A 23,622-nucleotide genomic window follows, 5' to 3' on the forward strand; every position below is an offset into this window, starting at 1 on the left:
GGAGCTGAACCATGGCCACGCCCGAGAAGGTGCTCGACGCGCTGCGCGCCTCCGTCAAGGAGGCCGAGCGGCTGCGGCGGCAGAACCGGCAGCTCGTCGAGGCCGCGACCGAGCCGATCGCCATCGTCGCGATGGCCTGCCGGTTCCCCGGCGGCGTGCGCTCGCCGGAAGGGCTGTGGGACCTGGTGGCCCGCGGCGGGGACGCCGTCTCGGCGTTCCCGGCCAACCGCGGGTGGGACACGGCGTCGCTGTTCGACGACACCGGCCGTCCGGGCACGACGTACGCGCGCGAAGGCGCCTTCCTGCACGACGCGGACCTCTTCGACGCGGGGTTCTTCGGGATTTCCCCGCGTGAAGCGCTCGCCATGGACCCGCAGCAGCGGCTGCTGCTGGAGACGTCGTGGGAGGCGTTCGAGCGCGCCGGGATCGACCCGGCGTCGCTGCGCGGCAGCCGCACCGGCGTGTTCGTCGGCTCCAACGGCCAGGACTACGCCACGCTGCTGCGGTCGTCGGCCGACGACGTCGAGGGCTACCTCGGCACGGGCAACGCGGCGAGCGTCGTCTCGGGGCGGCTGGCGTACCTGTTCGGCTTCGAGGGCTCCGCGCTGACCGTCGACACGGCGTGTTCGTCGTCGCTGGTCGCCCTGCACCTCGCGACGCAGGCGCTGCGGCAGGGCGAATGCGACCTCGCGCTGGCCGGCGGGGTCACCGTGATGGCCACGCCCGGGACGTTCGTCGAGTTCAGCCGCCAGCGCGGGCTCGCCCCGGACGGCCGTGTCAAGGCGTTCGCCGAGGCGGCCGACGGCACCGGCTGGGGCGAAGGCGCCGGTGTCCTGCTGGTGGAGCGGCTGTCGGACGCGCAGCGCAACGGCCACCCGGTGCTCGCGGTCGTCCGCGGCTCGGCGGTCAACCAGGACGGCGCGTCCAACGGCCTGACCGCACCCAACGGCCCGGCCCAGCAGCGGGTGATCCGGGCTGCGTTGGACAGCGCCAGGTTGTCCACTTCGGACATCGACGTCGTCGAAGCGCACGGGACCGGGACGACGCTGGGCGACCCGATCGAGGCCCAGGCGCTCCTTGCCACCTACGGTCAAGACCGGGAAACGCCGCTGTGGCTGGGTTCGGTGAAGTCGAACATCGGGCACACCCAGGCTGCGGCGGGCGTCGCCGGGGTGATCAAGATGGTGATGGCGATGCGGCACGGCGTCCTTCCGAAGACGTTGCACGTCGATACGCCTTCGTCCCACGTGGACTGGTCGGCCGGGGCGGTCGAACTGCTGACCGAGGCGCGTGAGTGGACGGCCGATCGCCCGCTGCGGGCCGCGGTGTCGTCGTTCGGCGTCAGCGGCACCAATGCGCACACCGTTCTCGAGTCCGTTCCGGCCGCCGAGCCGGTGCCCGCGGAGGCGCTGACGGGGACGCTGACCCCGTGGGTGCTGTCGGCGAAGTCCCCGGAAGCGCTGCGGGCGCAGCTTTCGCAGCTCGCCGCGGTGGCGGCCGATCCCGCGGACGTCGCCCGGACACTGGCCGCCCGGACGGCGTTCGAGCACCGCGCGGTCGTCCTCGGCTCGCACGTGGTCACCGGGGAGGTCCGCGAAGACGCCCGGCTGGCGGTGCTGTTCACCGGCCAGGGTGCCCAGCGGGCCGGGATGGGCCGGGAGCTGTACGACCTTTTCCCGGTCTACGCCTCGGCTTTCGACGAGGTGTGCGCGCAGTTCGGCCCGGAGTTGCGCGAGGTCTTCGACGACGCCGAGCGGTTGGAACGGACGGAGTTCACCCAGCCCGCGTTGTTCGCGCTGGAAGTCGCCCTGTTCCGGCTGGCCGAGTCGTTCGGCGTGCGCCCGGACTTCGTCGCCGGGCATTCGATCGGGGAGATCTCGGCCGCGCACGTGGCCGGGGTGCTGTCTCTTGAGGACGCGTGCCGGTTGGTGTCGGCGCGGGCGTCGTTGATGCAGGCGCTGCCCGCGGGTGGCGCGATGGTGTCGATCGCTGCGCCGGAGTCGGCCATCACGTTGACCGAGGGTGTTTCGATCGCGGCGGTGAACGGCCCGGAGTCGGTGGTCATCTCGGGTGATGAGGCCGCGGTGCTGGCGATCGCGGCGCAGTTCCCGAAGACCAAGCGCCTCAAGGTGAGCCACGCGTTCCACTCGCCGCTGATGGACCCGATGCTGGCCGAGTTCCGCGCGGTCGCGGAAACCTTGACCTATCACCCGGCGGAAATACCGGTGATCTCGAATGTGAGCGGTGCTCTCGCGGAGCCGTTCACCGCGGATTACTGGGTGCGGCACGTGCGGGAAGCCGTCCGGTTCGCCGACGGTGTCGCCACCCTCGAAGCCGAAGGGGTCCGCACCTTCCTCGAACTCGGCCCCGACGGCGTGCTCAGCGCGATGGTCGGCAGCGCCGCCCTTCCCGCCCTGCGCCGCGACCGGCCCGAGGAGCGGACCCTCCGCACCGCGCTCGCCGGGGTGTGGGTCCGCGGCGGCGCCGTCGACTGGGCCGCCTCCCTGCCCGCCGGCCCGCGCGCCGACCTGCCGACGTACCCCTTCCAGCGTGAGCGGTTCTGGCCGACGCCCGGCGAAGGCCCGCTCGACGTGGCCGCCCTCGCTGCCGAACTCGGCCTCCCCGAAGAGACCTTGCGTCCCGCTTTGGCGGCCGTCCGGCAACGCCGTGCCGAGACCGTCGGCCGGTACCGGGTCACGTGGACGCCACTGGCGCCCGCCGATGCCCCCGTGCCGTCCGGTGACTGCCTGGTTGTGGACCCGTCCCCACAGCTGGAAGCTGCCCTGGCCGGGTGGGACGGGCGGATTGTGCGGCTCGAAGGCCCGGTCACTGCCGACGACCTCCGCGGTACCGAGCCGGTCGTCGTGCTCAGCGGCGCCGGTCCGGAAAGGACTGTCGACCTCCTCCGAGCCCTCGGCGATGCCGGGATCGACGCGCCGCTGTGGTGCGTCACCTCGGGAGCCGTGCGGGTCACCGACACCGACCCGGCGCCGGATCCGGACCAGGCCGCGGTCTGGGGTCTCGGCCGCGTCGCCGCCCTCGAGCACCCCGACCGCTGGGGCGGTTTGATCGACGTAGCGTCCACTGTGGACCCTGTGAAGTTCCAAGCCCTGATCGGCGGCGACGAGGATCAGGTTGCGCTGCGCGCGGAAGGATCCTTCGGCCGCCGCCTCGAGCACGCCCCACCCGCCGGGCCGGCGTGGACCCCGCGTGGCACCGTGCTCGTCACCGGCGGCACCGGCGCGCTGGGCACGCACGTCGCCCGCCGCCTCGCCCGCGAAGGCGCCGACCACCTCGTGCTCGTCTCCCGCCGGGGCGCCGACGCGCCCGGGGCCACCGAGCTGAGCGCCGAACTGGCCGAGCTCGGCGCCCGCGTGACGTTCGCCGCCGGCGACGTCGCGGACCGGGCGTTCGTGGCGGAACTCCTGGACCGGGTCAGCCCCGGCCTCACCGCCGTCGTGCACACGGCCGGGATCGTCCGGTCCGCGCCGCTGTCCGAAGTGGACGACTTCGCCGCGCAGTGGGCGGCCAAGGCGACCGGGGCGCGGCACCTCGACGAACTGCTCGCCGACACCGACCTCGACGCGTTCGTCCTCTTCTCCTCGATCGCCGGGGTGTGGGGCAGCGGGCAGCAGGGCTGTTACGGCGCCGCCAACGCCTACCTCGATGCGCTCGCCGAAGCCCGCCGCGCCCGCGGCCTGGCCGCGACCGCCGTGGCCTGGGGACCGTGGGCGGACGGCGGGATGGCCGCCGACAACGACGCCGAGGACTACCTGCTGCGCCGCGGTTTGCGCGCGCTGGACCCGGGTGCGGCCGTCTCGGCGCTGCTGCGGGCCGCGGGCGGCGACACGAACGTCACCTTCGCCGACGTCGACTGGGCCCGGTTCGCCGCGGCCTTCACCTCCCGGCGGCCGAGCCCGCTGCTCACCACGATCCCCGAAGCCGTTCCCGAGCCGGAGGCTCCCGCGGACGGCGGTCTCGTCGCCCGGCTGCGCGGCCTGACCCCGGCCGTCGCCGACGAGGTGCTGCTGCAGCTCGTCCGCGACCAGGCCGCCGCGGTGCTCGGCCACCCGAGCGCGGCCGCCGTCGCCCCGGACCGCGCCTTCCAGGAGATCGGCTTCGATTCCTTGACCGCGCTCGAGTTCCGGGACGCCCTGCGCGCCGAAACCGGGCTCGCGTTGCCCGCGACGCTCGTCTACGACTGGCCGACACCGCTCGCGCTGGCCGGGCACCTGCGCGCCGGGGTCCTGGGCGACCCGGCCGAACGCGTCACCACGACGGTGACCGCCGCCGACGAACCCATCGCCATCGTCGCGATGAGCTGCCGGTACGCGGGCGGGGTCGCGTCGCCGGAAGACCTGTGGCGCCTGGTGTCCGAAGGCGCGGACGCGGTCTCGGGCTTCCCGGCGGACCGCGGCTGGGATCTGGAGAACCTCTACGACGCCGACCCGGCCCGCCTCGGCTCGGTGACCGTCACCGAGGGCGCGTTCCTCGACGCGGCAGGCGGGTTCGACGCCGGGTTCTTCGGCATCTCCCCGCGCGAGGCCCTCGCGATGGACCCGCAGCAGCGGCTCCTGCTGGAGCTCGCGTGGGAGGCGTTCGAGCGCGCGGGCCTCGACCCGGCGACCGTGCGCGGCAGCCGGACCGGCGTGTTCGCGGGCACCAACAGCCACGACTACACGACGCTGCTCCTGAACTCGGCCGACGTCCTGGAGGGCCACCTCGCCACCGGCAACGCGGCGAGCGTCGCCTCGGGCCGGCTGGCCTACACCTTCGGGCTGGAGGGCCCGGCCGTCTCCGTCGACACGGCGTGCTCGTCGTCGCTGGTGGCGCTGCACCTGGCCGTCCAGTCGCTGCGGCTCGGCGAGTGCTCGATGGCCTTGGCCGGCGGAGTCACGGTGATGGCCACGCCGGGCACGTTCGTCGAGTTCAGCCGTCAGCGCGGCCTCGCGCCCGACGGCCGCTGCAAGGCGTTCGCGGACGCCGCGGACGGCACGGCCTGGGGCGAAGGCGCGGGCCTGCTGCTGCTGGAGCGGCTGTCGGACGCCCAGCGGAACGGGCACCGCGTGCTGGCCGTCGTCCGCGGCTCGGCGGTCAACCAGGACGGCGCGTCCAACGGCCTGACCGCCCCCAACGGCCCGGCCCAGCAGCGGGTCATCCGCGCCGCTTTGGCCGACGCCGGTCTGTCCACAGCGGACGTCGACGTGGTCGAGGCGCACGGGACCGGCACGACACTGGGCGACCCGATCGAGGCTCAGGCGCTGCTGTCGACTTATGGCCAGGACCGGGAAACGCCGCTGTGGCTGGGCTCGGTGAAGTCCAACATCGGCCACACCCAGGCGGCGGCCGGGGTGGCGGGCGTCATCAAGATGGTCATGGCGATGCGGCACGGCGTGCTGCCGCGGACCTTGCACGTCGACGCGCCTTCGTCCCATGTGGACTGGTCGGCGGGTGCGGTCGAGCTGCTGACGGAGGCGCGCGAGTGGACCGCCGACCGGCCGCGGCGGGCCGCGGTTTCGTCGTTCGGCATGAGCGGGACGAACGCGCACACCGTCCTGGAGGCCGTTCCCGCGCGCGAGACCGAGCCGGGTGCGGCGACGGGACCGGTGCCGTGGGTGCTGTCGGCGCGGTCGGCCGATGCCCTGCGGGGACAGGCGCAGGCGCTGCTCGACCCCAGCGACTCCGCCGCCGACATCGGCTTTTCGCTGGTCACCACGCGGGCTTCCCTCCCGCATCGCGCGGTCGTGGTCGGAGACCTCGCCGCGGGCCTGACCGCCCTGGCCGCGGGCACCCCGGCGGCGAACGTCGTCACCGGCGTGGCCGAAGCGCCGGGCAAGGTCGCCCTGGTGTTCCCGGGCCAGGGTTCGCAGTGGCCGGGAATGGCCCTCGAACTGGCGGAGTCGTCGCCGGTGTTCGCGGCGCGGCTCGACGAGTGCGCGACCGCCCTGGAGTCCTTCGTGGACTGGTCGCTCCGCGATGTCCTGGCCGACGCGGCGGCGTTGGACCGGGTCGACGTGGTGCAGCCTGCGTTGTTCGCGGTGATGGTGTCGCTGGCGGAGCTGTGGCGCTCCTTCGGCGTGGTGCCGGACGCGGTGGTCGGCCACTCCCAGGGGGAGATCGCCGCGGCGGTCGTCTCGGGTGCACTGTCGCTTGAGGACGGTGCCCGGGTGGTCGCGTTGCGCAGCAAGGCGATCCTGGCGCTGGCCGGCCGCGGCGGGATGGTCTCGGTGGCCGCGCCCCTGGCCGCGGTCGAAGCGCGGTTGACCGGCGGGCTGTCGATCGCGGCGGTGAACGGCCCCGCCGCGGTCGTGGTGTCCGGCGAACCCGGCGCTCTGGACGAGCTGATCAAGTCCTGCGAAGCCGACGGGATCCGCGCAAAGCGGGTGCCGGTGGACTACGCCTCCCACTCGGCGCAGGTCGAGCAGCTGCGCGCCGAAATCCTCGACGTCCTGGCGCCGATCACGCCCCGCCGCGGCGAAACCGCCTTCATCTCGACGGTGACGGGGGAGTGGAACGAGGAGGTGGACGCCGAGTACTGGTACACCAACCTCCGCAGCACGGTCCGCCTCGACCGCGCGATCGAGCGGCTGAAGAGCGAAGGCTTCGGCACCTTCGTCGAGGCCTCGCCCCACCCCGTCCTGACCATGGCCCTCGGCGAGGACGTCGTCGCACTGGGCAGCCTCCGCCGCGACGACGGCGGCCTGACCCGCTTCCACGCCGCACTGGCCGAGGCGCACGTCACCGGGGTCGCCGTCGACTGGACCCCGGCGTTCCCGGACGCCTGCGCCGTCGACCTCCCCACCTACGCCTTCCAGCGCAAGCAGTACTGGCCCCGCCCGGCCGCCCGCACCGGCGACGCCGCCGGGCTCGGTCTCGGCGCCGTCGACCACCCGCTGCTCGGCGCCGCGACCACCCTCGCCGACGACGGCCGGCTCGTCCTCACCGGACGGCTGGCCCGGCAGACCCACCCCTGGCTCGCCGACCACGACATCCTCGGCACGGCCCTGCTGCCCGGCACGGCGTTCGCCGAACTCGCCGTCCACGCCGGCGACCACGCCGGGTGCGGCACCGTCGAAGAGCTCACCCTCGGCACGCCACTGGCCGTGCCCGCCACCGGCGGCGTCCAGCTGCAGGTCGTCGTCGAAGAACCCGGCGACGACAGCCGCCGCGGCATCACCGTCAGCGCCCGCCCCGACCGGCCCGGCGCGCGCTGGACCCGGCACGCCCAAGGCGTCCTGGCCCCCGGCACGCCCGAACCCGCCGCGACCCCGGCCGAGTGGCCGCCCGCCGGCGCCGAAGCCCTCGACGTCGACGCCCACTACACCGCCCTCGCGGACGCTGGTTACCACTACGGCCCCGCCTTCCGCGGCCTGCGCGCGGCGTGGCGCGGCGACGGCGAGGTGTTCGCCGAGGTGGCCCTGCCCGCCACCGACGCGTTCGCCGTCCACCCGGCCCTGCTCGACGCCGCCCTGCACGCACTGGGCCTCGGCGGGTTCTTCCCCGACGACGGCCGCGCGCGGCTCCCGTTCGCCTTCACCGACGTCGCCGTGTTCGCCGCCGGGGCCACCGCCCTGCGCGTGCGGCTGGCCGCGGCCGGGCCGAACGCGGTGTCGGTCGCGGCCACCGACCCCGCCGGGAACCCGGTGGCGAGCATCGGCGCCCTCGCGTTCCAGGTGACGTCGTCCACTGTGGACGAAGTGCCGGATGCGCTGTTCCGCACGGAGTGGGTCCCGCTCACCACGGCCGTCGTGAGTGGTAAGGCGGGTTCTAACCCGCCTTACCACTCACGACTGGCCGAGCTCGAGGTCGTGCCGGACGCCGTCGTTCTGCCGGTGACCGATGTCGAGCAGGTCCTCACGACCGCTCAGGAGTGGGTGGCCGACGAGCGGTTCGCCGCGTCCCGGCTGGTCGTGCTCACCACCGGCGCGCTCGCCGCGCTGCCCGGCGACCCGGTGCCCGGCCTCGCCCAGGCCCCGGTCTGGGGCCTGATCCGCGCGGCCCAGTCCGAGCACCCCGGCCGGTTCGTGCTCCTGGACGTCGACGAGCGGGCGGACTCCGAAGCCGCCATCGGCACCGCCCTCGCCTCGGGCGAACCGCAGGTCGCGGCCCGCGCCGGGACGCTGCTCGCCGCGCGGCTGGCCCGCCCGGCGACCGAGCTGACGCTGCCCGCAGGCGGCGCCTGGCGCGTCGGCACCACCGGCACCGGCACCCTCGACGGCCTGGCGGCGTTCCCCGTTCCCGAGGCCGAGCTCGGCCCGGACGAGATCCGCGTCGGGGTCCGGGCGGCCGGGCTGAACTTCCGGGACGTCCTGATCACCCTCGGTATGTACCCGGGGCAGGCGCTGATGGGCGGCGAGGCCGCCGGGGTCGTGCTGGAAACCGGGGCACGGGTGCGCGGGCTCGCCGCCGGCGACCGCGTCACCGGCCTGTTCACCGGCGCGCTCGGCCCGGTCGCGGTCACCGACCACCGCCTGGTGACGCCGATGCCCGACGGCTGGAGCTTCGCCGAAGCCGCGTCGGTCCCCGTCGCGTTCGCCACCGCCTACTACGGCCTGTTCGACCTGGGCGGCCTGCAGGCGGGGCAGTCCGTGCTCGTGCACGCGGCCGCGGGCGGCGTCGGCATGGCCGCCGTCCAGCTCGCCCGGTGGAAGAACGCCGAAGTGTTCGCGACGGCGAGCGCCGGAAAGCACGACGTGCTCCGAGAGCTGGGCCTGGACACCGTCCACATCGGAGACTCGCGGTCACTGTCCTTCGAGGACCACTTCCGGACGGCGACGGCAGGACGCGGTGTCGACGTCGTGCTCGACGCCCTCGCCGGGGAATTCGTCGACGCCTCCCTGCGGCTGCTGCCTCGCGGCGGCCGGTTCGTCGAGATGGGCAAGGCCGACGTCCGGGACGCCGCCGAAGTCGCCCGCGCGCACCCGGGTGTCCATTACCGCGCGTTCGACCTCATCGAGGCCGGACCCGGGCGCCTGCAGGAGATCCTGCGCGAACTCGCCGGGCTCTTCGAGGCCGGCGTGCTGACGCCGCTGCCGCGCCGGACCTGGGACGTGCGGCAGGTGCCGGAGGCGTTCCGGTTCATCAGCCAGGCCCGGCACGTCGGCAAGAACGTCGTCACCCTGCCGCGGCCCCTCGACCCGGACGGCACCGTGCTCGTCACCGGCGGCACGGGCACGCTCGGCGCCCGCATCGCGCGGCACCTGGTGACCGCGCACGGCGTCCGGCGGCTGCTGCTGCTGTCCCGCCGCGGCCCGGACGCGCCCGGCGCCGGGGACCTGACCAGGGACCTGACCGCGCTGGGCGCCGAGGTGACGATCGCCGCGTGCGACGCCGCCGACCGCGACGCGCTGGCCGGGCTGCTGGCCGGCCGGTCGCTGACCGGGGTCGTGCACGCTGCCGGTGTGCTCGACGACGGCCTGCTGACCAGCCTCGACCCGGCCAAGCTCGCGGACGTGCTGCGGCCCAAGGTGGCCGCCGCGATGACCCTGCACGAGCTGACCCGCGACGCGGATCTGGCGCTGTTCGTGCTGTTCTCGGCCGCCGCGGGCGTGTTCGGCACCGCTGGGCAGGGCAACTACGCGGCCGCGAACACCGCCCTCGACGCACTGGCCGCGCACCGCCGCGCCCTCGGCCTCCCCGGCGTGTCGCTGGCCTGGGGCCTGTGGGCGGAGGCCAGCGGCATGACCGGCCACCTCGGCGCCGCCGACCTGGCCCGGATGTCGCGGGGCGGGATGTCCGGCCTGTCGGACGCCGACGGCCTGGCCCTGTTCGACGCGGCCATCGCCCGCGGCGAGACACTGGCGATCCCGGCCCGGCTCGACCTTTCCGCGGCCGACGGCCCGGTGCCGCCGCTGCTGCGCGGGCTCGTCCGCACCACCCGCCGGACCGCCGCCGTCGCCGCGGGCGACGGCGACCTGGCCGCCCGCCTGCGGCCCCTGCCCGCGGCCGAACGCGACCGCCGTCTCCTGGACCTGGTCCGCGACCACGTGGCCGCGGTGCTCGGCCACGACACCGCCGGCGACATCGCACCGGACCGCTCGTTCGCCGAACTCGGCTTCGACTCGCTGACCGCGGTCGAGCTGCGCAACCGCCTCGGCACCGCAACCGGCCTCCGGCTCCCCGCGACGCTCGTGTTCGACCACCCCGCCCCGGCCGCCCTGGTGGCTTTCCTGCGGGCCGGGCTCCTCGGCGACGTCACGCCGGCGGCGCCGGTGGTCCCGGTCGTGGCGACCGGCGACGACCCGGTCGTCATCGTCGCGATGAGCTGCCGCTACCCGGGCTCGGTCGCCTCGCCGGAGGACCTGTGGTCCCTGGTGGCGGACGGCGGCGACGCGATTTCGCCGTTCCCCGCCGACCGCGGCTGGGACCTCGACGGGCTGTACGCGCCCGAACCCGGAACCCCGGGCCGCATCTCCACCCGCAGCGGCGGGTTCGTGGCCGAAGCGAGCCGGTTCGACCCGGAGCTGTTCGACATCTCGCCGCGCGAGGCGCTGACCATGGACCCGCAGCAGCGGCTGCTGCTCGAAGCGACGTGGGAGGCGTTCGAACGCGCCGGCATCGACCCGGCGTCGGTCCGCGGCAGCCGGACCGGCGTGTTCGTCGGCGCCGCCACCTCCGGCTACGGCGCCGGCGCGGCCACCGACGGGCTCGAAGGGCACCTGATGACCGGCGGCACGTCGTCGGTGGCGTCGGGCCGGCTGTCGTACGTGTTCGGCCTGGAAGGCCCGGCGCTGACGGTGGACACGGCGTGTTCGTCGTCGCTGGTGGCGCTGCACCTGGCGGTGCAGGCGCTGCGGCGCGGCGAATGCGACCTGGCGCTCGCGGGCGGGGTCACGGTCATGCCGACGCCCGGCGTCCTGCTCGCCTTCAGCCAGCAGCGCGGCCTGGCCGGGGACGGCCGGTGCAAGGCGTTCGCCGAGGCCGCGGACGGGACCGGCATGGCCGAAGGCGTCGGCCTGCTGCTGGTCGAGCGGCTGTCGGACGCACGCCGCCACGGGCACGAGGTCCTGGCCGTGGTGCGGGGTTCGGCGGTGAACTCGGACGGGGCGTCGAACGGGCTCACGGCCCCGAACGGCCCGTCGCAGCAACGGGTGATCCGCGCCGCCCTCGCCGACGCCGGACTGTCTCCGTCCGATGTGGACGCGGTGGAAGCGCACGGCACCGGCACGAAACTCGGCGACCCGATCGAAGCACAGGCCCTGCTGGCCACCTACGGCCAGGCGCGGGAAACGCCGTTGTGGCTCGGATCGGTGAAGTCCAACCTGGGGCACACGCAGGCCGCCGCCGGGGTGGCGGGCGTCATCAAGATGGTGATGGCGATGCGGCACGGTGTCCTGCCGCGGACGCTGCACGTCGACACGCCGTCGTCGCAAGTGGACTGGACGGCCGGCGCGGTCGAGCTGCTGACCGAGCCGCGCGAGTGGGCTTCGGACGGCCCGCGGCGAGCGGGTGTCTCGTCGTTCGGGATCTCGGGCACCAACGCCCACACCATCCTCGAACAGGCCCCGGACGTCGTCGCCGGGGAACGCGAGCCGGTCTCCGGGCCGGTGCCGTGGCTGCTGTCGGCCAAGAGCCCGGCGGCGCTGCGGGCCCAGGCGGCCCGGTTGCACGAGTTCCTGGACGGCCGCGAGGTGGTTCCCGCCGACATCGCGCTCAGCCTGGCCACCACCCGGGCCGACCTCGGCCACCGCGCCGCGGTCGTCGGCGAGACCGGACCCGAGCTGCTGGCCGGGCTGGCCGCCGTCGCCGGCGGCGACCTCGGCGCCCTGACCGGCAGCGGGAACCCCGGACGGCTCGCCGTCCTCTTCACCGGGCAGGGCGCGCAACGGCCCGGGATGGGCCGCGAGCTGTACGCGCGGTTCCCGGTGTTCGCCGGGGCCTTCGACGAGGTCCGCGCCCTGCTCGGAGACGTCGAGAGCGAGCACCTCGATCAGACCGGGCACGCGCAGCCGGCCATCTTCGCCCTGGAAGTCGCGCTGTTCCGGCTCGTCGAGTCGTGGGGCGTCCGGCCGGACTTCGTGGCCGGGCACTCGATCGGCGAGCTCGCGGCCGCGCACGTCGCCGGCGTGCTGTCGCTGCCCGACGCGTGCGCGCTGGTCGCCGCGCGGGCGAGCCTGATGCAGGCACTGCCCGAGGGCGGCGCGATGGTCGCCGTCGGTGCGCCCGAGGCCGACGTCCGGGCCGCGCTGACCGGGGACGGCGTCGGCATCGCCGCCGTCAACGGGCCCGCCGCCACGGTGATCGCCGGCGAGGAAACCGCCGTGCTCGCCCTCGCCGGGGCGTTCGCGGCCCGCGGCGTCAAGACCAAGCGGCTGCGCGTCAGCCACGCCTTCCACTCACCGCTGATGGACCCGATGCTGGCGGAATTCGGGGCGGTGGCGGCGAAACTGACCTACCACGAGCCGGTGATCCCGGTCGTCTCCACCCTGACCGGCGCACTCGCGGAACCGTCCACACCGGACTACTGGGTCCGGCACGTGCGCGGTACGGTCCGGTTCGCCGACGCCGTGCGCACCCTCGCCGATCTGGGCGCGGGCACCTTCCTGGAACTCGGCCCCGACAGCGTCCTGTCGGCGATGGTGGCCGACAGCACCGACGTCCCGGCGATCCCGGCCCTGCGCGCGGGCGAGGCCGAGCCGCGGGCGCTGGTCACCGCGTTCGCCCGGTTGCGGACCGCCGGACACCGCCTCGACGCCTCGGTGCTCCTGGCGGGCGCCCGGCGAACCGAACTGCCGACGTACGCCTTCCAGCGCTCGAGGTTCTGGCTCGAACCGGCGACCCCCTCCCTGTCCACTGTGGACAGTTGGCGGTACCGGGTCGGCTGGCGGCTCGTGGCCGGGTCCACCGGACGGCTGACCGGCCGCTGGCTCGTCCTCGGTGCGGACGGCGTCGCCGACGAGGTGGCGCAGGCGCTGGCCGACCACGGCGCCGAGCCGGTGGTCGAGCCCGGTCTCCGTGACCGCCTCGGGCTGACCGCCCTGCTGCGCGACCACGCCGACGTCGAAGGCGTCGTTTCCCTCCTGGCTGTCGGTTGTGCTGCGGAAGCCGGGCTCGCCGCGAACCTCACGCTCACCCAGGCGCTCGCCGACTCCGGCGTCCCGGCCCGGCTGTGGTGCCTCACCCGAGGCGCGGTCGACGGCGTTTCCCAGCCGGACCAGGCGACCACCTGGGGCTTCGGCCGGATCGCGGCCCTCGAGCTGCCGTCGGTCTGGGGCGGCCTCGCCGACCTGCCCGAGACGCTCGACGCGGCGGCCGGCGCCCGGCTCGCCGCGGTCCTCGCCGACGGCACCGAGGACGAGGTCGCCATCCGCCCGGACGGCGTCTTCGCCCGCCGGCTCGCCCCGGCTCCGGCCGGGACGGCCCGGGACTGGCGGCCCCGCGGCACGGTCCTGGTCACCGGCGGCACCGGCGCGCTCGGCGCGGCCGTCGCCCGGGAGCTCGCCACGGCGGGCGCCGAGCACCTCGTGCTCACCGGCCGTCGCGGCGACCGGGCACCCGGCGCGGCCGAGCTGGCGGCCGAACTGTCCGCCCTCGGCGTCCGCGTCACCCTCGCGGCCTGCGACGCGGCCGACCGGGACGCGCTGGCGGCAGTCCTCGCGGCGATCCCGGCGGACCTGCCGCTGACCGCCGTCGTGCACGCCGCCGGCACCGGCCAGCACGGCCCGCTCACCGCGGTCACGCCCGAGGAGGTGCGGGCGGTCCTGGCCGGCAAGGTGGCCGGGGCCCGGCACCTCGACGAGCTGACGCGCGACCTCGACCTGGACGCGTTCGTGCTGTTCTCCTCGATCTCCGGGGTCTGGGGCAGCGGCGAACAGGCCGTCTACGGCGCGGCGAACGCGTTCCTCGACGCGCTGGCCGAAGACCGCCGCGGCCGCGGGCGGCCCGCGACCGCGATCGCCTGGGGCCCGTGGGCCGAATCCGGGATGGCGGCCGACGCCGACGCCGTGCGGATGCTGCGCGGCCGCGGCCTCCCGCCGATCGACCCCGCCCGCGGAATCGCGGCCTTCCGGCGGGCGCTCGCCGCCGACGACACGGCCGTCGTGGTCGCCGACGTCGACTGGGCCCGCTTCGCGCCGGTCTTCACCGCGGCCCGGCCGCGGCCGCTGCTGGCCGACCTCCCGGCGGTGCGGGCCGCGCTGGCCGAACCGGAGCCGGCGCCGACCGGGTTCGCCTCGCTGCCGGCGGGCGAGCGGCCGAAGGCGCTGCTCACCCTGGTCCTGGACCAGGTCGCGGGCGTGCTCGGGCACGCCTCCGCCGCGACGGTCGGGCCGGAGCGCGCGTTCAAGGAGCTCGGTTTCGACTCCCTGATGGCCGTCGAGCTGCGCAACCGGCTCGCCGCCGGTACCGGGCTCAGCCTGCCCGCGTCGCTGGCCTTCGACCACCCGACCGCCGCGGACCTGGCCGAGGAACTGGACCGCCGGTTCGGCGGCGGCGCGGCGACCGGTGTCCGGCTGCTCGACGAGCTCGACCGGCTCGAAGCCGCGTTCGAAACCGTCACCGAGGCGGACCTGGCGAGCGAGGAGATCACCGCGCGGCTGCGGGGCGTCCTCGCGCGCTGGACCGAGCTGGCCGGCGGCACCGACCTGGGCGGCGCCAGCGACGACGAGCTCTTCGACTTCATCGACAGCACTTTCCGGACCTCGTGAAAGACAGTGGGGCGGCCATGGCCAACGAGCAGAAACTCCGTGACTACCTCAAGTTCGTCACGGCCGACCTGAAGGACACCCGCGACCGGCTCGCCGACGTCGAGGCCCGGGACCGGGAGCCCGTTGCGATCGTGGCCATGAGCTGCCGCTACCCCGGAGGCGTCGGCTCGCCCGAGGACCTGTGGCGGCTGGTCGAGAGCGGCACCGACGCGATCGGCGGCTTCCCGGACGGCCGCGGCTGGCCGGCGGGGGAGTTCCAGGGCGGTTTCCTCCACGGCGCCGGCGAGTTCGACGCCGCTTTCTTCGGCATCTCGCCCCGCGAGGCGCTCGCCATGGACCCGCAGCAGCGGCTGCTGCTGGAGACGTCGTGGGAACTCCTGGAACGGGCCCGGATCGCGCCGAAGTCGTTGCGGCGCACCAACACCGGCGTCTTCGTCGGCGGTGCCGCTTCCGGGTACGGGACCGAGGTTTCCGACGACGAGGTCGCCGGGTACCTGCTCACCGGGACCGCAGGCAGCGTGCTGTCCGGGCGGCTGTCCTACCACCTCGGGCTGGAGGGCCCGTCGGTGACGATCGACTCCGCGTGCTCGTCGTCGCTGGTCGCGCTGCACCTCGCCGCGCAGGCCCTGCGGCGCGGCGAGTGCACCCTCGCGATCGCCGGCGGGGTGACGGTGATGGCCACCCCGGGCACGTTCGCGGAGTTCGACCGGCAGGGCGGCCTGGCGGCGGACGGGCGCTGCAAGGCGTTCGCGGACGCGGCGGACGGCACGGGCTGGGCCGAAGGCGTCGGCCTGCTGCTGGTCGAGCGGTTGTCGGACGCGCGGCGGCACGGGCACCCGGTGCTGGCGGTGCTGCGCGGATCGGCGGTGAACTCCGACGGCGCGTCGAACGGCCTCACCGCCCCGAACGGCCCGTCCCAGCGCCGCGTCATCACGGCGGCGCTGTCGGCGGCCGGGCTGTCCACTTCGGACGTGCACGTCGTGGAGGCGCACGGCACCGGCACGGCCCTGGGCGATCCGATCGAGGCGCAGGCCCTGCTGGACACCTACGGGCAGAACCGGCCGGCACCCCTGTGGCTGGGGTCGCTGAAGTCGAACATCGGGCACACGCAATCGGCATCCGGCGTCGCGGGCGTGATCAAGATGGTAATGGCGATGCGGCACGGCGTCCTGCCGCGGACGCTGCACGTGGACACGCCGTCGTCCCAAGTGGACTGGGCGTCCGGCGCGGTGGAGCTGCTGACATCGGCGCGTAAGTGGACTTCGGACGGCCCGCGCCGGGCGGGGGTGTCGTCGTTCGGCATCTCGGGGACGAACGCGCACGTCATCCTGGAGGAGGCGCCGCCGTTGGCCGCCGCGCCGGTGAGCGAGGCGACTGAGCCGGTTCCGTGGCTGGTGTCGGCCAGGGGTTCGGATGCGCTGGCGGCTCAAGCCGCTGCTCTCGTGCCGTTGACCGGCGGAAACCTGCCGGAGGTGGGGGCTGCGCTGGCGGCCCGCACCGCGTTCGAGGACCGGGCGGTCGTGTTCGGCACGGCCGAGTCGTTGCGGACCGGGCTGTCGGCGCTGGCGGCCGGTGGGGAGGCGCCGAACGTGGTGCGCGGCCGGGTCGTGCCGGGCGGGCTCGCGGTGTTGTTCACCGGGCAGGGGGCGCAGCGGGTCGGGATGGGACGTGCGTTGTACGCGCGATTCCCCGTCTATGCGGCGGCTTTCGACGAGGTGTGCGCGCAGTTCGACGTTCCGGTGCGGGATGCGGTGTTCGGTGATCAGTCCGGTTTGGACTCGACTGGGTTGGCGCAGCCTGCGTTGTTCGCGGTCGAGGTGGCGCTTTTCCGTCTGGTTTCGTCCTTCGGTGTGCGCCCGGATTTCGTGGCCGGGCATTCGATCGGGGAGATCTCGGCGGCGCACGTTGCCGGTGTTATGTCCCTTGTGGACGCTTGTCGGCTCGTATCGGCGCGGGCTTCCTTGATGCAGGCGTTACCCGCCGGTGGGGCGATGGTGGCGATCGCCGCGCCCGAGTCTGCTTTGGACTTGCCCGAGGGTGTCTCGGTCGCGGCGGTGAACGGCCCGGAGTCGGTGGTGATCTCGGGTGATGAGGCGGCCGTACTGGCGGTTGCGGCCCAGTTCCCGAAGACCAAGCGGCTTTCGGTGAGCCACGCGTTCCACTCGCCGCTGATGGACCCGATGCTGGCCGACTTCCGCGCGGTCGCGGAGACTCTGACATATCACCGGCCGGAGATACCGGTGCTCTCAAATGTGAGCGGTGCTCTCACTTCCTCGTTCACGGCGGAGTACTGGGTGCGGCACGTACGGGAGACGGTCCGGTTCGCCGACGGTGTCTCGACGTTGTCGGCGGCGGGGGCCGGTGTCTTCCTGGAGCTTGGGCCGGACGGGGTGCTGAGCTCGATGGTGCCCGGCGTCGCGGTCCCGACGTTGCGCCGTGACCGCGAGGAGGAGCAGTCGCTGCTGACTGCGTTGGCGGCGCTGCACGTCCACGGCGTCGATGTCGACTGGACGTCTTTCCTGCCCGCCGAGACGCGGGCGGACCTGCCGACGTACCCGTTCCAGCGGCAGCACTACTGGCTCCGCGGCCGGGCGCACCGCCGGGACGTCGCCGCCCGGCGGTACCGGACGGAGTGGAAACCGTTCGTCGCGGAGGCCGGCTCGCCGGGGCGGTGGTTGCTGGTGTCGCCCGAGGGCGACGAAACCGCGGCCCGGCTGGGCGAGTTGCTCACCGGCGTGGTGCCGGTGCACGCGGCCGCCCGGGCGGAGTTGGCCGACCGCCTGCGAGCAGAGGCAGGCGGCCAGTGGACCGGCGTGCTGTCAGCGGGCGGCGACGTGGCAACGACAATGGCAACGGCCCAAGCCCTCGGCGACGCGGGAATCAAGGCGCCGCTGTGGTGCCTGACCCGCGGCGCGGTGACGATCGGCCCCTCGGACGCGCTGAGGGCACCGGAGGAAGCGGCAATCTGGGGCTTCGGCCGCAGCGCGGCCCTGGAGATCCCGGACCGCTGGGGCGGCTTGGTGGACTTGCCGTCCACAGTGGACGACCGGGTGGCGGAATGGTTGCTGTCGGTGTTGAGCGGCGCCGAGGACCAGGTGGCAATCCGCGGTTCGGGCGCGTTCGGCCGACGCCTGGAGCCGGCCCCACCGGGAAGGCCGCGATCCGGCGCGCTCAACCCCGCCGCGGCGGCGGGCAGCGGCATGCTCGAGCCGCCGGCGGACAGTCGCCCGGCCAGCACCGCCCCAACCCCCAGCGTCCCCAACCCCCGCGCAGCAACGGACCCGCGTGGCCAGCGATTCCGCGGCACCGTCCTGATCACCGGCGGCACCGGCGCCCTCGGCACCCGCGTCGCGCGGTGGGCCGCCGCCAATGGTGCCGGGCGCCTCGTCCTCACCTCGCGCCGCGGCCTCGATGCCCCCGGCGCCGCCGCACTGGCCGCCGAGCTCACCGCCGCCGGTACCGAAACCGCCGTCGAAGCCTGCGATGTCACCGATCGCGCCGCCGTCGCCGAGCTCATCGAGCGCCTCGGCTCCGACCTGCGGGTCGTCGTCCACGCCGCCGGCGTGCTCGACGACGGCGTCCTCGCCACCCTCACCCCCGAGCGGCTCGCCCAGGTCGAAGCGGCCAAGGTCACCGGCGCGCGCCACCTCGGCGAGCTGACCCGCGACCTCGACGCCTTCATCCTGTTCTCCGGCCTCGCAGGCACCCTCGGCGCGGCCGGCCAGGCCGCGTACGCCGCCGCCAACGCGCGGCTCGACGCCCTCGCCGAGACCCGTCGCGCCGCCGGGCTGCCTGCCTGCTCCGTCGCCTGGGGGCCGTGGGCCGGCGGCGGGATGGCCGGCTCGGCCGTCACCGCCCGGCTCGGTGCCGCGGGCCTCCGTTCGCTCGACCCCGACCGCGCGCTTGCCGCCCTGGCGGAAGCGCTGGCCGCGGGCGACACCACCGTCGCGATCGCCGACGTCGACTGGACGACCTTCGGCCCGGCCTTCACCGCGACCCGGCCCAGCCCACTGCTCGCCGAGCTCGCACCGCCCGCCGAACGCGCCGCCGCCGTCGAAGTCACCGAAACCGGCGTGCTGACCCTCGTCCGCGAGCACGTCGCCGCGGTGCTGGGACACCCGTCGGCCGCCTCGGTCGACCGCGGCCGCGCGTTCAGCGACCTCGGGTTCACGTCGCTCTCGGCGGTCGAGCTGCGCAACCGCCTGCGGTCCGCTACCGGTCTGGACCTCTCTGCCACTTTGACCTACGACCACCCCGACCCGGCCACCCTGGCCAGGCATCTCTACGCCCTGCTCTCAAACGAGAGCACTGCTCTCGCTGCGCCCGCGGCTGTCACCAACGGCGACGACGAGCCGATCGCGATCGTCGCGATGGCCTGCCGGTTCCCCGGCGGGGTCGGGTCGCCGGAGGACCTGTGGGAGCTCGTCGCGCGCGGTGCCGACGCGCTGTCCGCGCCGCCCGCCGACCGCGGCTGGCCGCACCACGCCGCCGTCCGGCCCGGCGGCTTCCTGGAAAACGCGGCGGACTTCGACGCCGCCCTCTTCGGTATCTCGCCGCGCGAAGCCCTGGCCATGGACCCGCAGCAGCGGATCCTCCTCGAGACGGCGTGGGAGCTGTTCGAACGCGCGGGCCTGGACCCGCGCTCGGTCCGCGGCGACCGGATCGGCGTCTTCGCCGGCACCAACGGTCAGGACTACCCGGCGCTGCTCGCCGACGCGGGCGACGACGTCGCCGGGTACGTCGGCACGGGCAACGCGGCCGCCGTGGTGTCCGGCCGGATCGCGTACGCGTTCGGGCTGGAGGGCCCGGCGGTCACAGTGGACACGGCGTGCTCGTCGTCGCTGGTCGCGCTGCACTGGGCGCGGCAGGCGCTGCGGGCGGGCGAGTGCGACCTCGCCATCGCCGGCGGGGTCACCGTGATGGCCACGCCCGGCGCGTTCGTGGAGTTCGACCGGCAGGGCGGCCTCGCCCCGGACGGCCGCTGCAAGGCGTTCGCCGAAGCCGCGGACGGCACCGGCTGGGGCGAAGGCGCGGGCCTGCTCCTGGTGGAACGGCTGTCGGACGCGCGCCGGCTCGGGCACGAGGTCCTGGCCGTGGTGCGCGGTTCCGCGGTCAATTCCGACGGCGCGTCGAACGGCTTGACCGCGCCGAACGGCCCCTCCCAGCAACGCGTGATCCGCGCGGCACTGGCCGACGCCGGGCTGACTCCGTCCGATGTGGACGCGGTCGAGGCGCACGGCACCGGCACCGAACTGGGTGACCCGATCGAAGCCCAGGCGTTGCTGGCCACCTACGGCCAGGAGCGCGACGAGCCGCTGTGGCTGGGGTCGGTGAAGTCGAACCTGGGTCACACGCAGGCCGCCGCGGGCGTCGCCGGGATCATCAAGATGGTCATGGCCATCCGGAACGGCGTGCTGCCGCAGACGCTGCACGTCGACGCGCCATCGTCCCATGTGGACTGGAACGCGGGTGCGGTGGAGCTGCTCACGGAGACCCGGAAGTGGCCGTCCGACCGGCCGCGGCGTGCGGGCGTGTCGTCGTTCGGGATTTCCGGCACGAACGCGCACACGATCCTGGAGCAGGCCCCCGACGCCGTCGTGGTCCACGACACCGCACCGGCGGGCCTGCTCCCGGTGCCGCTCTCGGCGCAGACGGAGACCGGGCTGCGCGAGCAGGCCCGGCGCCTGCTCGCCGCCGAACGCGGGACGTTGCCGGACGTCGCCTTCTCATCGGCGAACGCGCGTGCCGCCCTGCCGCGGCGTGCGGTGGTGCTCGCCGAGGACGACAACGACCTGGTCCGAGGCCTGACCGCGCTGGCTGCCGGGGCGTCGGATCCTTCGGTGGTGCGCGGGGAAGTGGTGGCCGGCTCGCTCGCCGTGCTCTTCACTGGCCAGGGGGCGCAGCGGGCCGGGATGGGCCGGGGGCTGTACGACCGGTTCCCGGTGTACGCGACGGCGTTCGACGCGGTGTGCGCCGAGTTCGATCGGCTCCTGGACCGGCCGCTGCGGGATGTCGTCTTCGAAGGGTCCTCGTTGGACTTCACCGGGTACACGCAGCCTGCGTTGTTCGCGGTCGAAGTGGCGCTTTTCCGGCTTGTTTCGTCCTGGGGTGTGCGCCCGGATTTCGTGGCCGGGCATTCGATCGGCGAGATTTCGGCCGCTCACGTCGCCGGTGTGCTGTCTCTTGTGGACGCTTGTCGGCTTGTTGCGGCGCGGGCTTCTTTGATGCAGGCGTTGCCCGCTGGTGGGGCGATGGTGTCGATTGCTGCACCTGAGTCTGCTTTGGACTTGCCCGAGGGTGTCTCGGTTGCGGCGGTGAACGGCCCGGAGTCGGTGGTGATCTCCGGCGACGAGGCGGCCGTACTGGCGGTGGCCGCCCAGTTCCCGAAGACCAAGCGGCTTTCGGTGAGCCACGCGTTCCACTCGCCGCTGATGGACCCGATGCTCGCCGACTTTCGCGCGGTCGCGGAGACGCTGACATATCACCGGCCGGAGATACCGGTGCTCTCGAATGTGAGCGGTGCTCTCGCCTCGTCGTTCACGGCGGAGTACTGGGTGCGGCACGTGCGGGAGACGGTCCGGTTCGCCGACGGTGTCTCGACGTTGGTGGCCGAGGGTGCCGGGGTGTTCCTTGAGCTGGGCCCGGACGGGGTGCTCAGCGCGATGGTGCCGGGGACGGCGATTCCGACGTTGCGCCGCGACCGGGACGAAGCACGGTCGTTCGTGACCGCCCTGGCCGCGTTGCACGCGAACGGGGTGCCGGTGGACTGGACGGCGTTGCCCGGTCACCGGATTCCGCTGCCGACCTACGCGTTCCAGCGGGAACGCTTCTGGCCGGCGCCGTCCTCGCGCGAGGTCGGCAGCGAGGTGGACGCCCAGTTCTGGTCGGCGGTCGACCGCGCGGACGCGGCCGGCTTGGCGGCGGGGACGGGCGTGCCCGAGGCGGACGTGGCGAAGGTGCTGCCGGCGCTGGCGTCGTGGCGGCGGGACCGTGCGGAGAGCGCGGTGACGGAGTCGTGGCGCTACCGGGTCACCTGGGTCTCGGCGCCAGAGCCCGGCCAGGGGACCCCGGACGGCCGGTACGTGATCGTCGCGGCGCCCGGCGCGGCCCACCGGTGGGCGGAGGCGTTGGCGCGGCCGGGGGTGCCCGTGGTCGGGCCCGGCGACCTGCCGTCGGGACCGTTGGACGGGGTCCTGCTGGTGTCGGCACCGGGCGACGACGCCTTGGCGAACGCGGTCGCGCTGGCGAGGGCGGAGGTGCGGGCAAGGCTGTGGTGCGTGACGCTCGGAGCGGTCACGGCACCGGGCGACGACGGCCCGGGCGACGCGGAGTTGGCGGGGCTGTGGGGCTTCGGGCGCGCATGGGCGCTGGAGGCCCCGGACCGCTGGGGCGGCCTGCTCGACGTACCGGAGACCCCGGACGACCGGCAGGCGGCCCGAGTGTGGGCAATCGTGACAGGCAGCGGCGGTGAGAGGCAGATCGCCGGGGCTGCAGGCATTGCGGGCGGCGAGGCCGGCGGCCGGGAAGCTGCCGCAGGCGGCGACCAGCCGCAACCCGCCCTGACCTCCTGGTCCACCACCGACGAGGACCAGCTCGCCCTCCGCCCGTCCGGCGTCTTCGCGCGGCGCCTGGTCCGCGCGCCCCTCCCCGTCCCGGCCCCCTCCTGGACCCCCGCCGGAACCGTTCTCATCACCGGCGGCACCGGCGCCCTCGGCACCGCCGTGGCTCGCTGGGCCGCCGCAGCCGGTGCCGCGCACCTCGTCCTCCTCAGTCGCCGCGGCCCCGAGGCCCCCGGTGCCGCCGCGCTCGTCGAGGAACTCCCGAACGTCACCGTCGTCGCCTGCGACGTCACCGATCGAGACGAGCTCGCCCGGACCCTCGAAACCCTCCCGAAGGTCACCGCCGTCGTGCACGCCGCCGGGGCCAGCCAGGCCCGTGCCTTCGCCGACCTCACCGACCAGGACTTCCGGCGCGTCCTCGAGGCCAAGGTCGCCGGCGCCCGGCACCTCGACGAACTCCTCGGCGACGACCTCGACGCCTTCGTCCTCTTCTCCTCCATCGCCGGCGTCTGGGGCAGCGGCGGCCAGACCGCCTACGCCGCCGCGAACGCCCAGCTCGACGCCCTCGCCGCGCAACGGCGGGCCCGTGGGCGCGTCGCCACGTCGATCGCCTGGGGACCCTGGGACGGGGCCGGCATGGCCGCCGGCCGGGCCGAGCAGGACCACCTTCGCCGTCGCGGGCTCACGCCGATGGCACCCGCCCGCGCCCTGGCCGCCCTCAAGACAGCGGGGAACGCCGACGTCGTCGTTGCCGACGTCGACTGGGAAAAGTTCGCGCCCGCCTTCACCGCCACGCGGCCGAGCCGGCTGCTCGACGAGCTGCCCGAGGCCCGGCTCCCCGAGAGCGAAGCGCCGGCCGGAACCAGCCGGTTCGACGGCCTCGCGCCCGCCGAACAGCTGGCCGAACTCGTCGCCCTCGTCCGGACCGAAGCCGCGCACGTGCTGGGGCACGCCTCCGCCGCCGCGGTCGAGGCGAAACGCGCGTTCACCGACCTCGGCTTCGACTCGCTCACCGCCGTCGAACTGCGGACCCGGCTCGCCGCGGCCACCGGGCTCACCCTGCCGCCCACCCTCGTCTTCAACCACCCCACCCCGGCCGCGCTCGCCGGGCACCTGCAGGCGCAGCTGGGGGACAGCACCCCGAGCGTCCTCGCCGAACTCGACCGGCTCGAAGCCGCCCTGGACGGCGGGGCGCCCGACCCGCTGACGCGGACCGAGCTCACCGTGCGGCTCCAGGCCCTGCTGAGCCGGTACGCCGAACCGGAAAAGAATGCCGGAGCACTCGAATTCGCCGACGACGACGCCCTTCTCGCCTTCATCAACAACGATCTCGGTAAAATGTGAAACCAGCAAAAAGAATGGAAAATCCCGCTCCGGCAAGGAGCGGGATTTTCCTGCGTAGGGGCCCCTGTTAGGGG

General features: G+C 74.6%; 2 protein-coding genes. Both read left to right on the forward strand.

Translation table 11 applies throughout. The annotated features are described in order from the left end of the window. Positions 1-11: 11 nt before the first annotated feature. The gene (locus OO60_RS47705; RefSeq protein ID WP_033261138.1) at positions 12-14,645 is read left to right on the forward strand and encodes a type I polyketide synthase; all 14,634 of its coding nucleotides are present in this window, start codon (positions 12-14) and stop codon (positions 14,643-14,645) included. Further along, positions 14,642-23,548, forward strand: coding sequence for a type I polyketide synthase (locus OO60_RS08350; RefSeq protein WP_420835580.1), 8,907 nt, complete (start codon positions 14,642-14,644; stop codon positions 23,546-23,548). The genes OO60_RS47705 and OO60_RS08350 overlap by 4 nt, the downstream gene beginning before the upstream one ends. Positions 23,549-23,622 lie beyond the last annotated feature (74 nt).

Source organism: Amycolatopsis vancoresmycina, assembly GCF_000716785.1.
GTDB classification, from domain to species: domain Bacteria; phylum Actinomycetota; class Actinomycetes; order Mycobacteriales; family Pseudonocardiaceae; genus Amycolatopsis; species Amycolatopsis vancoresmycina.